The organism is Bradyrhizobium sp. 482_C4_N1_8 (assembly GCF_052075965.1).
Lineage (GTDB): Bacteria > Pseudomonadota > Alphaproteobacteria > Rhizobiales > Xanthobacteraceae > Bradyrhizobium > Bradyrhizobium barranii.
Genome location: NZ_CP197231.1, coordinates 7,146,746 through 7,159,405 on the forward strand (window position 1 = coordinate 7,146,746; position 12,660 = coordinate 7,159,405).

The 12,660-nt window shown below is 61.5% G+C and carries 17 protein-coding genes; 7 read left to right on the forward strand and 10 right to left on the reverse strand.

The window, feature by feature from the left end; genetic code table 11:
* Positions 1–147: 147 nt before the first annotated feature.
* Positions 148–1,878 carry a cation:proton antiporter gene (locus AB7Z56_RS33835; protein ID WP_063984939.1) on the reverse strand — a complete coding sequence of 577 codons (1,731 nt, stop codon included), beginning with the start codon at positions 1,876–1,878 and terminating at the stop codon, positions 148–150.
* Between the two features lie 67 nt (positions 1,879–1,945).
* Between AB7Z56_RS33835 and AB7Z56_RS33840 the strand changes: the two genes are divergently transcribed.
* Positions 1,946–2,473 (forward strand): DUF3124 domain-containing protein, encoded by a 528-nt coding sequence (locus AB7Z56_RS33840; protein WP_063984940.1) that lies wholly within the window; start codon positions 1,946–1,948, stop codon positions 2,471–2,473.
* A 54-nt stretch (positions 2,474–2,527) separates the two neighbouring features.
* Positions 2,528–3,760: an aminotransferase-like domain-containing protein gene (locus AB7Z56_RS33845; protein ID WP_063984941.1), complete on the forward strand. Its 1,233-nt coding sequence runs from the start codon at positions 2,528–2,530 to the stop codon at positions 3,758–3,760.
* Between the two features lie 8 nt (positions 3,761–3,768).
* Here AB7Z56_RS33845 and AB7Z56_RS33850 read toward each other — a convergent pair whose 3' ends face one another.
* Complete coding sequence (locus AB7Z56_RS33850) at positions 3,769–4,041, reverse strand: helix-turn-helix domain-containing protein (RefSeq protein ID WP_014497240.1); 273 nt, start codon at positions 4,039–4,041, stop codon at positions 3,769–3,771.
* 156 nt (positions 4,042–4,197) lie between these two features.
* Here AB7Z56_RS33850 and AB7Z56_RS33855 point away from each other — a divergent pair, with 156 nt between their 5' ends.
* Together AB7Z56_RS33855 and AB7Z56_RS33860 are read left to right on the forward strand one after the other, a co-directional pair.
* Positions 4,198–4,650, forward strand: coding sequence for a hypothetical protein (locus tag AB7Z56_RS33855; protein WP_063984942.1), 453 nt, complete (start codon positions 4,198–4,200; stop codon positions 4,648–4,650).
* Positions 4,651–4,803: 153 nt separating this feature from the next.
* Positions 4,804–5,025 (forward strand): hypothetical protein, encoded by a 222-nt coding sequence (locus AB7Z56_RS33860; protein WP_063986595.1) that lies wholly within the window; start codon positions 4,804–4,806, stop codon positions 5,023–5,025.
* Positions 5,026–5,377: 352 nt separating this feature from the next.
* Here AB7Z56_RS33860 and AB7Z56_RS33865 read toward each other — a convergent pair whose 3' ends face one another.
* The 6 genes from AB7Z56_RS33865 to AB7Z56_RS33890 form a co-directional block, all read right to left on the reverse strand.
* Entirely contained in the window at positions 5,378–5,563 is a 186-nt protein-coding gene (locus AB7Z56_RS33865) for a hypothetical protein (RefSeq protein WP_283017817.1), read from the reverse strand.
* 463 nt (positions 5,564–6,026) lie between these two features.
* Positions 6,027–6,449 carry a hypothetical protein gene (locus AB7Z56_RS33870; RefSeq protein ID WP_283017816.1) on the reverse strand — a complete coding sequence of 141 codons (423 nt, stop codon included), beginning with the start codon at positions 6,447–6,449 and terminating at the stop codon, positions 6,027–6,029.
* Positions 6,450–7,500: 1,051 nt separating this feature from the next.
* The gene (locus tag AB7Z56_RS33875) at positions 7,501–7,695 is read right to left on the reverse strand and encodes a hypothetical protein (protein WP_283017815.1); all 195 of its coding nucleotides are present in this window, start codon (positions 7,693–7,695) and stop codon (positions 7,501–7,503) included.
* A 162-nt stretch (positions 7,696–7,857) separates the two neighbouring features.
* Positions 7,858–8,118, reverse strand: coding sequence for a hypothetical protein (locus AB7Z56_RS33880; protein WP_354102332.1), 261 nt, complete (start codon positions 8,116–8,118; stop codon positions 7,858–7,860).
* Positions 8,119–8,670: 552 nt separating this feature from the next.
* A complete protein-coding gene (locus AB7Z56_RS33885) occupies positions 8,671–8,934 on the reverse strand; it encodes a hypothetical protein (protein ID WP_283017813.1) in 264 nt (87 codons plus the stop codon).
* 693 nt (positions 8,935–9,627) lie between these two features.
* A complete protein-coding gene (locus AB7Z56_RS33890; protein ID WP_441256739.1) occupies positions 9,628–9,978 on the reverse strand; it encodes a response regulator transcription factor in 351 nt (116 codons plus the stop codon).
* 207 nt (positions 9,979–10,185) lie between these two features.
* Here AB7Z56_RS33890 and AB7Z56_RS33895 point away from each other — a divergent pair, with 207 nt between their 5' ends.
* Positions 10,186–10,377: a hypothetical protein gene (locus tag AB7Z56_RS33895; RefSeq protein WP_283017812.1), complete on the forward strand. Its 192-nt coding sequence runs from the start codon at positions 10,186–10,188 to the stop codon at positions 10,375–10,377.
* Positions 10,378–10,438: 61 nt separating this feature from the next.
* Here AB7Z56_RS33895 and AB7Z56_RS33900 read toward each other — a convergent pair whose 3' ends face one another.
* On the reverse strand, positions 10,439–10,597 hold the full coding sequence (locus AB7Z56_RS33900) for a hypothetical protein (protein WP_441256740.1): 159 nt from the start codon (positions 10,595–10,597) through the stop codon (positions 10,439–10,441).
* Between the two features lie 577 nt (positions 10,598–11,174).
* Between AB7Z56_RS33900 and AB7Z56_RS33905 the strand changes: the two genes are divergently transcribed.
* Together AB7Z56_RS33905 and AB7Z56_RS33910 are read left to right on the forward strand one after the other, a co-directional pair.
* Entirely contained in the window at positions 11,175–11,510 is a 336-nt protein-coding gene (locus tag AB7Z56_RS33905; RefSeq protein WP_283017810.1) for a hypothetical protein, read from the forward strand.
* A gap of 6 nt (positions 11,511–11,516) precedes the next feature.
* Entirely contained in the window at positions 11,517–11,693 is a 177-nt protein-coding gene (locus AB7Z56_RS33910) for a hypothetical protein (RefSeq protein ID WP_283017809.1), read from the forward strand.
* 299 nt (positions 11,694–11,992) lie between these two features.
* On the opposite strand, the gene AB7Z56_RS33915 is transcribed toward AB7Z56_RS33910, so the two are convergent.
* Positions 11,993–12,640, reverse strand: coding sequence for a response regulator transcription factor (locus tag AB7Z56_RS33915; protein WP_283017808.1), 648 nt, complete (start codon positions 12,638–12,640; stop codon positions 11,993–11,995).
* Between the last annotated feature and the right edge of the window lie 20 nt (positions 12,641–12,660).

Consider the following 12,660-nt stretch of genomic DNA (forward strand, 5'->3'; position numbering starts at 1 on the left):
CCTTAGCCGGACTTGGCCCCAAGCGCTAGTGTCCTGGACGCAACCGCATATGCCTGATGGCGGGCCGGCCCGCGGGTCTAAGGCTTGCACCGAAGATACCAGGGATATAGGCGCACACGGCCCGGACGGAAAGCGGCCGCGCCGCCTTCAGGGCAGCACTTCGCGCCGCTCGCCGAGCCGGACATCGAGCTCGGCCCGCTTGTCGGCCAGCAGGCCAGCCTGGGCCGCTTCGATCACGGTAAACAGCTCATGAGCGTCGCTGAGCCGGGTCACCGTGACGTAGCTGGCGCCGGCCGCGTAGAGCTCGCTCACATCCGACAAAAGATCGGCCGTGGCCACGATCATGGCGGTCGGGTTGAGGGTACGGACGTGGCGGACCAGCTTCTCGTTGCTGGCGCCCTTGAGAAGGGCGTCCGGCACGCTGAGGATGATCATCTCGGACTTGCCGACGCCGGCATGGAGCAGCGTGTCGGCGCTGCTGATGTCACCATAGATCACGTGCAGGCCGCGCGATAGCAGCGTCTTGTACACATTGGGATTGAAGTCGATCACGGTGATCTGCTCGAGCAGCACCGGCGCCTGCCGTTCGATCTCGGCCAGCAGCGCGCTCGCCGCACGGAAAAAGCCGAGGATGACGATGCGGCGGGCCTCGCCGTGGCCGCCCTCGTGCCCCTCCTCGGCGTGGCCGTTGCCATGGTCGAGGTCGCGCAGGCCGATCCGCTTCAGGGGGCCGATCGCCCAGCGGGTGATCTCGTCGCTGCGGGTCATCACGAAGGTCGAGAGCACCGCCAGCACCACGAAGGCAAAGGAGGCCGCATTCGCCGTTTCGGCCGCGATATGATGGTCGGCGACGCCGGTCTGGATCACCACCAGCGAGAACTCGGAGATCTGCGCGAGGTTAAGGGCCGGCAACAGGCTGGCGCGCAGGCCCTGCTTCATCAGGTAGAGCGGGGCGAAGGTGGTGACGAGGCGGCTGACCACCGTGAACGCCGCGATCATCAAGGCAAGCCCGATCACGGAGAGGCCCGGCACGGGAATGGTCATGCCGAGCGCGACAAAGAACAGCGTGATGAAGAAGTCGCGGAGCGTGGTGACCTTGGCGGTGACGTCGAGGGCGTAAGGGAAGGTCGACAGCGAAACGCCGGCGATCAGCGCACCCATCTCGCGCGAGAGTGAGAGCCGCTCCGCGGTCTCGGCGACGAGGAAGCACCAGGCGAGCGCGCCAAGCAGGATCAGCTCGGGGCGGCGGGCAATCTGATGGAATAGGCGCGGCAGCACGTAGCGGCTGACCAGCAGCGCGGCGGCGACCAGCACCGCGACACGGCCGATCGACAGCAGGATGACGCTGACCTCGAGATTGGCGAGGCTCGGCTGCACCGCCAGGAACAGGATGGCGAAGATATCCTGGAGCACCAGCACACCGAGCGTGATGCGGCCGGGCAGCGTGTCGAGCTCGCGCTTCTCGTAGAGCACCTTGACGATGATCACGGTGCTCGACAGCGCGCAGGCGACGCAGAGATAGACCGCATCGAAATGCCCACCGCCGAGCGACAGGCCGATGCCAACGAAGAACAGCACCCCGAGCACGCAGCCGCCGATGAGCTGGCCGCCCGCCGCGAACAGGATCACCTTTCCCGCCCGCACGATCTTCTTCAGGTCGATCTCGAGCCCGATCATGAACAGCATGAAGATCAGGCCGAGCTCGGAGATGACGCTGATCGATTCCTGCGATTTGACCCAGCCGGCACCGAATGGACCTATGCAGAAGCCGGCGATAAGGTAGGCCAGGATCAGCGGCTGCCGGGAGAAATGGGCGAGCAGGCCCAGCATCCAGGCAAACAGAATACAGAGAGTGATGTCGCGAATGAGTTCGTGCATACCAAATTGGTCCGTTTTGCCGCACCCTAGGGCCAGGTTGCGGCGCGGCAAGCGAGCAATTCGTCACATGCGAGCAGGGCTTTTCGCAGCAATGCTGCTATGTCCCCTCGCCTCTGCCGCGCCCGCAGCCGCGCAATCCAAAGTCAATATCGAACAAAACTTTGCCGATTCGCTCACCACACTGCCGAAGGAGGAACTCGCCGTCTCCGGCGGGTTCTATGTGCCCGCCTATTCCAGCGTCGCGATGAGCCAGGGCAAACTACGTGTCGACTTCTCGGTGACGCTGAGCGTTCACAACGCCTCCGAGACCCAGCCGCTGGTGGTCAAACGCATCGCCTATTTCGACACCGCAGGCAAGCAGGTCGAGACCTACCTGAAGGGCCAGGTGGCGCTGAAGCCTCTGGCCACCGTCTCGATCTTCATTCCGACCGACGATGTGCGCGGGGGGACCGGGGCCAATTTCCTTGTCGACTGGGCCGCAACAGGCGAGATCGCCGAGCCAGTGGTCGAGGCCTTGATGGTTGGCGGCGTCGCCAATGCGCATTACGCTTTCATCAGCCTGGGCCGTCCGACGAGGACGGCCGGCAAGAAGTAAGGCACGCCGGCGCAAGGCCGGCCGCTCAACAAGAACAAAACGAGGAACGCCCCCATGACGTCCAGCTTCGATTTCGCGCCCCTGTTTCCCGCAGGGCTGCCGGCCCCTTCCGCGCGCTGGACGGGCCTCGCCAAGTACAGTTTCGTCGGCGGCAACAACGATTCCGAGCAGTTGCCGCTCGACGGCCTGATCGAGGCGACCAATTCCGCCCTGCAAAAGGAAGGCCGCTCGCTCGCGACCTACGGCCTGGCGCACGGGCCGCAGGGCTACCTGCCCTTGCGCGAATTCCTGGTGACAAAACTGAAGCGCGACGCCGGCATCAACTGCACCGTCGACGATCTCCTGATCGTCTCCGGCTCGCTCCAGGCGCTCGACCTCGTCAACGCGACGCTGCTGACACGCGGCGATACCGTGATCTTCGAGCAGGACAGCTATCAGGGCTCGTTGACCCGACTGGCGCGGCTCGGGGTCAACGTCGTCGGTATCCCCCTCGACAAGGACGGCATGCGCATGGATGTGCTGGCCTCGACGCTGGCCGATTTGAAGAGCCGCGGCATCCGGCCGAAATACATCTACACCATCCCGACCGTGCAGAACCCGACCGGCAGCATCATGCCGGAGAGCCGCCGCACCGAACTGGTGCGGCTCGCGGCCGAATATGGCGTGCCCATCTTCGAGGACGATTGCTACGCCGATCTCGTCTGGTCGGGGCAGCGACCGCCGGCGATCCACGCGATGAGCCCGAACGGCGGCGTGATCCATATCGGCTCGTTCTCGAAATCGATCGCACCGGCGCTGCGCGTCGGCTTCATCGTCGCGCCCTGGGATGTGATGTCGCGGATGCTGGCGCTGAAGACGGATGCAGGCTCCGGCGCACTGGAGCAGATGGTGCTGGCCGCCTATTGCAAGCCGCATTTCTCGACCCACGTGCCCGCGTTGACGAAGGCGCTGCGCACCAAGCTCGATACGCTGATGGAGGCGCTGAACGAGCAGTTCGGGACGGCGGCCGAGTTCGAGGAGCCCAAGGGCGGCATCTTCCTGTGGGTGAAGCTGCCCGACCAGGTCGATACGCTAAAACTCTATCAAGCCGCGCTCGCCGCCGGCGTGTCGATCAATCCGGGCCCGGAATGGTCGACCAACAAGCCCCATTCCAGCTCGCGGCTCAGGCTGTGCTTTGCGAGCCCCTCGCATCAGCAGATCCGTGAGGGCGTCGCCGTGCTGGCCGAGGTCTGCCGCAAGGAGTTCGGCGTGCCGGCCCGCAGCGCCAACGTGGAGAAGCGGGCCTAAGGCTCGCTCTAGGCCACCTGAGGCTGGCTGCCGTGGATCGCGGAGGCCAGCCGCAGCAGCAGCACGATCGAGACGTTGCCCTTGCCGGCCTCGATCTGGGCGATGTAGCGCTCGGAAATCCCGGAGCGGCGTGCCAGCTCCCGGCGCGACAGCTCGCACCGCGCACGCGAGGACCTCAAGCGCTCGCCCAGCTCGGCCAGGAACGCGGTCTCGGAATAAGGCGGCACGGCACAGCTCCCCGGCAGTACCTCGCCCGCGAAATCCACGACTTGATTCAGCATCGCTCTCACCAACTTCGCCTTCGGGAGCGCCATCCTACCCTTGATACGACCGGCCTCATTGACGCGGATCAAATTCGCGCGCGATTGCCAGCTCGCATGGACGATCGCGCGCGGGATGCTACACTTGGACTTGTTCGAGGCGGGGTTTTTCAGGACATGAAGCGTTGTCTAGGCTGCTGGATCGCGGCGGCGATGCTGTGGATTGCGTTCACGCCAGCGGCGGGCGCCGAGACGCTTGCGGCGACGGTCGAGCAATGGGGCCTGCTCGGTTCATGGGCGGTCGATTGCGCGGCGCGGCCGGACCGCGACAAGGGCTCGCTGTTGACTTACGAGATCAGGAAGGACGGCCGGGTGATGTACCGGCGCGATTTCGGCGAGGCCAGGGACGAGAACGAAGTTGTGTCCGCCACGGTCGAAGCCGAGGGCCTGCTCAATGTGATGGTGTACTTCCCCTCGCTGCACCAGACGCGTGAGTTCGGGCTGCTGCTGGCGAAGGATGGCAGCTTGCGCGCGATCTACAATCGCAGCGAGCGCGGTGTGTACACGATCAGGGACGGCAAATACGTCGCGACAGGCGCGCCGACACCAGCGCAGCAACGCTGCGATTGAGCATCACGTTTGAGCATGATCGTTTGGAAAACCGCTTCACACTTTTCCGGATCATGGTCTGTCTGAACATCCATTCAGAATTCTCTTCCAGTTCCTCCGGAACGTTCGCACACATGCGCCGTTCTCATGTGCATTGCATTGGAGGAGGACATCATGAAGAAGCTTGGTTATGTGGTTGCGGCTCTCGGCGCGCTCGCGATCGTTGCACCGACGATGGCGAATGCCGAAACGGTGGTGATCAAGAACGGCTACCATCATGGCTACGGCGCCCGCGCCGAAATGCGCGAGCATCGCGACCACGGCTGGCATCGCGGCTGGCACCATCACGACCGGGTCGTCGTGGTCAAGCGCGGTCACCATCACCACTGGGATTAATGCGTAACGCATGATGGAAATGGCCCCTCGCGGGGCCATTTCTTTGCGCTCTTTCTTCCTTCTCCCCTTGTGAGAGAATGAGGCTCTATCTAACCTGTTGATCGGGCACGGGAAACCAAAAGTAGTGTCCCAACAGTGTCCCCATCGCAGGGTTCCCCCGCGAGGGGTTCGCAGGGACGGGCGATAGTGCGTTCAAGGGGCGGGATCATCGCATGCACGACCGGGCAGAACGCCCACCAGCGACGTTCCCACGAGCGCTCAGATGTGTCTACGGGCGAATGCGACGACGGGACAGACGCGCACCACGAGCGTCCCCTGCGGTCTCTCGACATCCTGTCACCTGCCGTCGCGATCATTGGATGCGGTCGGCGACGATGCCGAGCATAACAACTACGGCTGCGAGCAGCCACATCACCGCTCTGATGTCCTGCCGCGTATGTCGGATGTAGTCGTCGGTGCTGCCAGTGTCCTTGCGCTGCTCTCTGTTCGCGAGGAAGGCCACTACGACTATCATGCCAATGCCGATCAGCGTGAACATGGTGCGCGCGCTCCCCCAATTGTCGGTCACACTAGAGAGTTCATTGCGGGCGATGAGCAATAGACGGATGCGATTATCCCCCGCCTTCGCCCGTTCGGCGCTGCGACCCGGTTAGTATGAAGCGGGCAACGCTGTTGTTGCCCGCCCCAATCGCTTACTTGAAAACGCCATTCGGCCAAATAGAGCCAACGAGGACGGCTAAGGCGATGAACAACTCGGATAGAGCATGCATCGCGGCGGGTTCGAGCGCGAACATCGCGTTCCCCCTTCAGCAATGGATGATTGTTTTGCGATGCATGTTGGACGAGACATGCCCAGTGCGCTGCGAGACACCGATTGCGACCAAAGCACGCAAGCTCCCGAACGATAGCGCCCAAACTCCTAAAACTTCGCTAAATCCGAGCTGGCGGCGGGCTGTAGAGCCTTCCTGCGGCCCTCGACGCTGGCGCGCCCGCCCGTCCGGTTACAGCTTCGTACACTTGCCGATCATGATGTACGGGGTGTTGCCGGGAAAGTCGCCCCTAGTATATCCGATGCCGTGAAATTGCTGAAAACGAAGCGTGTCAAAATTGAAAGTAAAATTGTATACCAGTCCGCCGCAGATCATTTCCGGGTCAGCCAATGTTCCTCCCGGAAGGGCCAATGCCTTGCGTTGACAGTAATGAACAATTTTTTCTGACCCAGTTTGCTTTACTATGTAGTCGTTCTGCGTCTCGCCCTGCGAAATCACAAACTTCTCATTGGCGAGAAAGCCTGCCCGTTCCCAAGTCGATCCGGTTAACTTGAAGCCCGTCGATTGTTCGCCGACGCACACGTAGGTTTCGGCTGCACTTGCAGGCGCCGTCATCACGCTGACTATCAGCGCGGCAAAGAGCAATCGTATCATCTGAGTTCGCCCCCGCGCATCGCCCGGCCCGTTACTGGATCGAAGCCGAATTTCCGATGGCCACCATGAAGCGTATCGCGGTTGAATGCGGCGGCATAGGTCTGACCGCTGAAGGATGGCGGTCCCTCCACAAGGGGGGCGCAACGCTCAGACACGCCCCAGAGACTGTCTTAAGAGAGGTCGGGGCTGGGGTCCTCTGAGAGAGGGAAAAGGATGGGGGGACCGCGCAACGGCCCCCTTTCAAGATATTTGCCCCGGCGGTTTTCCGGGTTGCGTTGCGAAGGCAATCTTGCCGAGGTCAAGGGCGCGAAGATGCGCGGCGAACTGGTCGAGGCCGCCGCCGTCGAGGCGGAATGGTCAGGCCATCCTGCGAACGGTTCGGGCCGGAATGCGCCTACGCACTGCCTCACGAACCTAGAAATATCGCCAAGGACAGGCACGCGCAATCTGTGCGTTAGGAACTTTATTCAATCTTATGATCCTTCTAATATTTGCACTGCCGCAGACAGGACAGAAGTACCAATACTCACTTGCGATTACCCTCGGACCTGGACTTGGATTGTAACCGCACATCGTTCGATGACATTGAAAACCGTCACAAGCATCATAACCCATGAATGCAATTTCAGGGGCGGGATAACCTGAACAATACACTTTCGTTCCAGTCCAGCATTTGCCACCGTCGTCCCCTTTTGTATCACTCTTCACGTATGTCATTCCCAGATCAGTGCAGTCTGCTGGCGACGCAAAGCAAACTGGTGCTGTCCCGATCCACATCCCTGGCTCCGCAAATGCATCTCTGCTTAGCAAGATAGCGGTTACTGCGAAGACTATCCTGAATAGGATCATAGAAGCCTCCCTATCTGTGACAGATGTGGAGGGGGGCTCCAGGATACCCTGACCCACCGTAGAAGATATTTGAGCAACCGGAGACGCCTGTAAAGACGTTCACCAGACCGCTACCGCGGAAGAGCACGACGGCTCGGCGCCCGCGAGTAGAGAAGCGGCTCCGCGACCCGGCGACAGATTGGCGCGGGCTCTCTGCCAACCTTTAGCTGCGCACGGCGGCGCGGAAGCCGACGAAGCTCAACGCGCCCGCCACAATGACGGCAATCCAGCTCGGCCAGAACGGTATATCGACGCCATTCAACGTGACGGACCAACCCATCACAATCCGGATCAACTGCAGAAGCGCGATGAGGGCAAAGATGGCTGCGGCAAGTGTGCAGAAGGTTCTTATGGTCATTGCCCATCTCCGATGGCACACGAGGACCTGCTCGTCCCGTACACCCAAAATGGGGAGGGGCCCGGCGCGGTGGCCACTCGCCTTTAGGAGTACACGACCTAGATCACCCCCATTGCCGCGCTGCTTGATGGCCCACAGCCGGTAGGCTTCGTCCTCTTAGGGTCAGCGGCCGTCGGCGGCGGGATCAGCTTCGCCAGCCGCCCTCAGAAGATGGGCAATGTCGCTGTCCGAAATCGTGAAGCGAGCCAGATCAATCGCGACGAGCGGCGGCTCTCGGAGCCGACGCCGGAGCCAAGCCCGCAACTCTAGCCTGTCGAGCCGAAGCGCCGCCGCCAGGAACGCCTGGAAAAACCTCTCGCGCTGCGCTGCGTCGAGCCGCGCCCAGCCCAGCATTGTCGCCTCGGTCAGATCAGTGCGCCGCATCTCGCGTGAACCTCCAAAGCGAAATTCAGCATACGAAACCCGAAAAACGGAAACTGCAAATATACCGAAGTGGTGCGTTTAGCCCTGGCCCCCGAGGGACCCGAAAATCGAATAGGGTGACCCCTGGTGCGCGTCTGAGCGCTGTGCGCTTGCCGCGCCCGTGCCGGGTGTGCCCGCCGCCTCAGTTGTGCCCGCCACGTCAACCACCGCAATCTGTAACGGCTTGCCTGTCCATCGCTGCCCGGCGGGCAGCAAATCGCGCGAGAACAACCGCTATGTCGGCACCATCATGCCGATGCCGCGCGTTCGTTGCTTGCCATGCGCCGCGTCGCCGCCTGTGCGCTGGCGCGGCCTGCCCGGTGTCCTGTAGCCCAGCGCGCTGCGGCGCTTAGGACGTTCCAGCGGCCTCGCCTGACGCCTGTCCGTCGCCTGCCGTTCGCCTGGTGAATGATGCGATGACGTGATGGCGTCCGCTATCGGCGACGAAAAAGCCGCCACCGGGACAAAGCGGTGAACGGCTTCTTTCGCGCTCGTGACCCACGAAACAAACCTTTAGCGCCGCACCCCGACGCGATTGACGCCACCATTTAAGTTGCCACCGGCGTTATGCCGAACCGCAGCGCGCGCCACCGGACGAGGCCTCAGCACGACGCCTGCCCGGGCAACGCAGCCCGCCGGGTATGCCGTGTACTGGCAATATATGACCGCATTGGCGGGCTCTGAATTGAGAGTGAGACCTGTAAGGCCCAACAGGGCGCTAGCAGCAATCCCGGCAACAGTCGCTGCCTTAATCGAAAAATGCTTCCTCGAATGCATGGCGGACCTCCCTGTTCGCTTTGCGTCACCGAAAGGTGGCAGAAGCCGCCTCAGGTGCGGGAACATAGCGTAGGCGCCGCAGTGCGCGGGTTCGATTGATTTACATCAACCTCCTGCGCGGAGAGAGCCGCAATCTCGCGAGCGGGGCTTAAGGAAGGATGTCTGTCATGCTCCGCTATATTCTCGCTCCTCTTGCCGCTTTCGTTTTGCTCATCGCCTGCTTGATCCCCGATGATGCCGAGGCTCGGCGTGGCGGAGGTGCCTATCGGGGTGGCGGCGGTTACCGCGGCGGTGCGGTCGCAGTTCGAGGACCGCGGGGCGGCGGCGCTGTTGCAGTGCGCGGCGCAGGCTACCGGGGCTACGGCTATCGGGGCGGCTATCGGGGCTACGGTGTCGGAGCGGCAGCGGTAGGCGCGGCTGCCGTTGGCGCTGCTGCGTACCGCCGCAGTTGCTACGATGCGTACGGAAACTATATTTGCGCCTATTAATACGTGGCGACGCGTGATAGCGCGGCTTGGCCCTCTACGGGTCCTTCTGAGGGCGCGGGTTTATGCGGGGACCGCGCGACCGTGATTGTCGAGAATATCTGCTGCTAGAAAATCCGTGGTTGCAGTTGCAGGACCGGCCGGACATGACAGCTACGGACAGTACATTTGTCCGGAGCAAACTTACTGGTATTGATGCAGCCGAAGTTCAGGACGGCGGTTCGCAGCCGCCGTTCTCCCTATGCTTCGGCCAAGCATGCAGCTCGTCAACGGCCGTAGTGAATTTGTAAGATGGCCAAGACGCCCACTGCGCGGCGGCTTCTGCAATTTCAGACTGGGAACTGATTTGCAGTTTCTGCAGCAGGCGTTTCCGCTGTTCGCCAACTTGTTCTGGTCTTCCGCCGATCTGAACCGCAATGGCACGATCAGAGTAGCCTCGGGCTAGACGCCGCAAGATGCGCTTCTCACGCGGGCTCAAAATAGGAACGCTACCGTTGATCACTTTGACCTCTGCAATAGCACGGGACCGAGCATATCCCAGTGGGCCACCGGCAGTCACTGAAATTCCGGTGGCCGGTCGAACCCGCTCCCAATTTCCCCTGTTTGGTAGAGACCCGAACCGACTAGCATACCAGTGCAGGCCGCCCCTCCGAAATTGACGCAGATCAATTGCAACGTGCAGACCTCCCGCTTTAGTGGGCGATCAAAGTGCCAGCATGGACGAATGGTGATTGTGCCCCAGCGAAGTTGAAGCACGGGGGTCGTCATGAACGTACGAGAATTAATTGAGACGTTGAAGGCACTCCCAAATCATGATGCGATGGTGGTCATTGGCGAAGGCCAAATGCCCGAGGTTTGGCTTATTGTTTCAGGTGTGGTGGAGCGTCGCATTCATGTAAGTGAGACCACACTCGATTGTGTGGGGCCGGGCAACGATATCGCTATCGAAATTGTCTGATCGCGCCGACCGGACGACCGGCGTACGGGCTGCATGAGCGCGCCTTGGCCGTCGGCCCGCCTCACTGCGGCAAATCCTCGCAGAGCTTGATCAGGATCATGACCGTCGAGCCGACTGCAACCACCACGGCGCAGACAAACGGCAACTCCAGGCCGACAAGGACCGCTCGAACACGGGGCGATCTTTTCAATTGCGCGAAGCGCAAGCCTGCCACACCCATCGGACATCTCCGTTTGGCCCCCAGCAGCAGCGGTCTATACTCAGCGCGCGAAATGAGGCCCGGCTATTGCCGCTTCGGCTGTTCCCTACATCAAGGTGAACAAACCGTAGCGAAGCCGTGGCTCGGTTCATTTTTGAACTTAGGTGATCCACACCTCGCGCATTTCGCGCATGCGACCCGAACGATGTCGAACAGGCAGAATTGCTATACGTGACGGCAGCAATCTCGCTTTCGTCACGGATATTCCAAAGCAGCGCGGAGCGCACCGACGCTGAGTGGGCGAAGATACGTGCCGCGCTCGGCATTCTTCGACTGAGGTTGCCTAGCACCTATGTGCGCCTGCTGACGTCGAGCGAAGAGCTGCTCGCCGGACATAGGAACGACGGATGACAGGGCGCATTTGCATCCGCTGGCCGCTGCATGGGCCAGCAAAGGGCGGCCCCGACCCACATTTTCTCCAGCCCTTGTGGGCGGGGCCGTTCCAATCCATTGCGCATAACGCCCATCACCGCAGCCGAGCTTGACGCCCTTGCTGCGCCCCGGTTGGATTGATGCTCTGGCTCGGTGGAGTGGTGTTATGCGTTCTTCCCCGTCAATCGTTCCTGGCTCCGACCGGGAAATCTATCTCGTGTTCGATGATTTCGGCGACCACCTGGGCCGGGCATGGACCGAGACGGACGAGGAACATACCGATCGCGAAACGCTGCTGCGGCACCTGATGGAGGGCCAATACAGCAACCCGGTGCGCATCGTCAGTTTCAACACTGGCGAAGGCTTGTCGCGGGACGCCTCCGAGGACATCGCCGAGGAACTGCAGCAGCGGTTCGCCACGCGCGGCGAGGTTCCGGCATCCCTGGAGGCGTTCCTCGAAACCCACGGGCGCGGGATCGACATCCAGCTATCCCTGCTTTGAGCGGAAATGACCCCTTTCGGCCTCGTCATCGTCGCGGTCATCGTCACGCTGTTTGTCGTCACGCTGGCGACGCCCGCCGGACGGGTCGCCTTTATCGGACGCGCCCGCGGGACGGTCCTCATGCTGGTCTGGCTCGCCCTGCTCTTGCTGCTCGGTGCCATGTGGGCGCGGATCGGCTGGTGATTAGGTCCTACCTCCTATTCTGGTGGACTTGCGCACCTGCCTTGATGGTCCGCACTGTAACTGGAACGACGAGACGGCGAGTGCATTGGCGTCCATGGATGATAGGAAGTGGATCGCCATCATGGTCTCGTCGATGCTGCTGCTGGTTGGCGCGGCTGCAGTGCTGGTGTCACGGCCCGAACTCCTCGGCGCGGTGAGGTGAAGAGCCGGTTCGCGCGCGGCATAGTCGTCATGATGGGCTGGCTCGTGCTGCTCGGTGCCCTGTGAGCGCGAGCTCGGCTTGGGATCCGGCCTACTTCCTATTCTGCTAACTGGTCTGGCCCGCCCGATGCAAGAATGCCAGCCCGTTCCGAAAGAGAAACAAGTTCCGGCAACGACCGAACCTGCATTTTTGTCATTACATTAGAACGATGGGCCTTGATCGTGCGCTCGGTCGTGCCCAGAGCGCTGGCGATCTGCTTGTTGATTTTGCCGCGAATGACCAGTTCAAAGACTTGCCGCTCGCGTGGGCTCAAGGTCGCAAGATGAGAAAGAAAGGCTTCGCGCATGCTCTTCAGGGGGCGCGCCGCGTCGTGTTGCGCCAAGGCTCGTTCGACCGCTTGAAGAAGCTGGTCCGAAGATATCGGCTTGATCAGAAAATCTTGCGCACCTGCCTTGATGGTCCGCACCGTAACTGGAAAATCAGGGTAACCAGTCAGGAATATAATGGGCAGCGTTAAGCCAAGTTCGATTAGGCGCTCTTGCAGCTCTGGACCGCTCATTCCCGGCAACCGCACGTCAAGAAGGATGCAACTCGGCACCGCGTTGCTCGGCAAGTGATCCAGTAGGTGTTGAGCCGAAGGATAGGTCGAAACCTCGTAACCGAATTCCTTTAGGCGATCTCCTATCGTTTTGCAGAAGGTCGCATTGTCATCGACAATATGCACGAACCTCGGACCGAGCTTCACCTCCACTACTTCCGACCTCC

Excerpts from the sequence above, each read along its gene's own strand:
- AB7Z56_RS33905 (WP_283017810.1), top strand. The coding sequence starts at position 11,175 with ATGCGTTCTTCCCCGTCAATCGTTCCTGGCTCCGACCGGGAAATCTAT.
- AB7Z56_RS33855 (WP_063984942.1), top strand. The coding sequence starts at position 4,198 with ATGAAGCGTTGTCTAGGCTGCTGGATCGCGGCGGCGATGCTGTGGATT.
- AB7Z56_RS33850 (WP_014497240.1), bottom strand. The coding sequence starts at position 4,041 with ATGCTGAATCAAGTCGTGGATTTCGCGGGCGAGGTACTGCCGGGGAGC.
- AB7Z56_RS33860 (WP_063986595.1), top strand. The coding sequence starts at position 4,804 with ATGAAGAAGCTTGGTTATGTGGTTGCGGCTCTCGGCGCGCTCGCGATC.
- AB7Z56_RS33880 (WP_354102332.1), bottom strand. The coding sequence starts at position 8,118 with ATGCGGCGCACTGATCTGACCGAGGCGACAATGCTGGGCTGGGCGCGG.
- AB7Z56_RS33910 (WP_283017809.1), top strand. The coding sequence starts at position 11,517 with ATGACCCCTTTCGGCCTCGTCATCGTCGCGGTCATCGTCACGCTGTTT.
- AB7Z56_RS33865 (WP_283017817.1), bottom strand. The coding sequence starts at position 5,563 with ATGTTCACGCTGATCGGCATTGGCATGATAGTCGTAGTGGCCTTCCTC.
- AB7Z56_RS33870 (WP_283017816.1), bottom strand. The coding sequence starts at position 6,449 with ATGATACGATTGCTCTTTGCCGCGCTGATAGTCAGCGTGATGACGGCG.
- AB7Z56_RS33895 (WP_283017812.1), top strand. The coding sequence starts at position 10,186 with ATGAACGTACGAGAATTAATTGAGACGTTGAAGGCACTCCCAAATCAT.
- AB7Z56_RS33835 (WP_063984939.1), bottom strand. The coding sequence starts at position 1,878 with ATGCACGAACTCATTCGCGACATCACTCTCTGTATTCTGTTTGCCTGG.
- AB7Z56_RS33875 (WP_283017815.1), bottom strand. The coding sequence starts at position 7,695 with ATGACCATAAGAACCTTCTGCACACTTGCCGCAGCCATCTTTGCCCTC.
- AB7Z56_RS33845 (WP_063984941.1), top strand. The coding sequence starts at position 2,528 with ATGACGTCCAGCTTCGATTTCGCGCCCCTGTTTCCCGCAGGGCTGCCG.
- AB7Z56_RS33840 (WP_063984940.1), top strand. The coding sequence starts at position 1,946 with ATGCGAGCAGGGCTTTTCGCAGCAATGCTGCTATGTCCCCTCGCCTCT.
- AB7Z56_RS33900 (WP_441256740.1), bottom strand. The coding sequence starts at position 10,597 with ATGGGTGTGGCAGGCTTGCGCTTCGCGCAATTGAAAAGATCGCCCCGT.
- AB7Z56_RS33885 (WP_283017813.1), bottom strand. The coding sequence starts at position 8,934 with ATGCATTCGAGGAAGCATTTTTCGATTAAGGCAGCGACTGTTGCCGGG.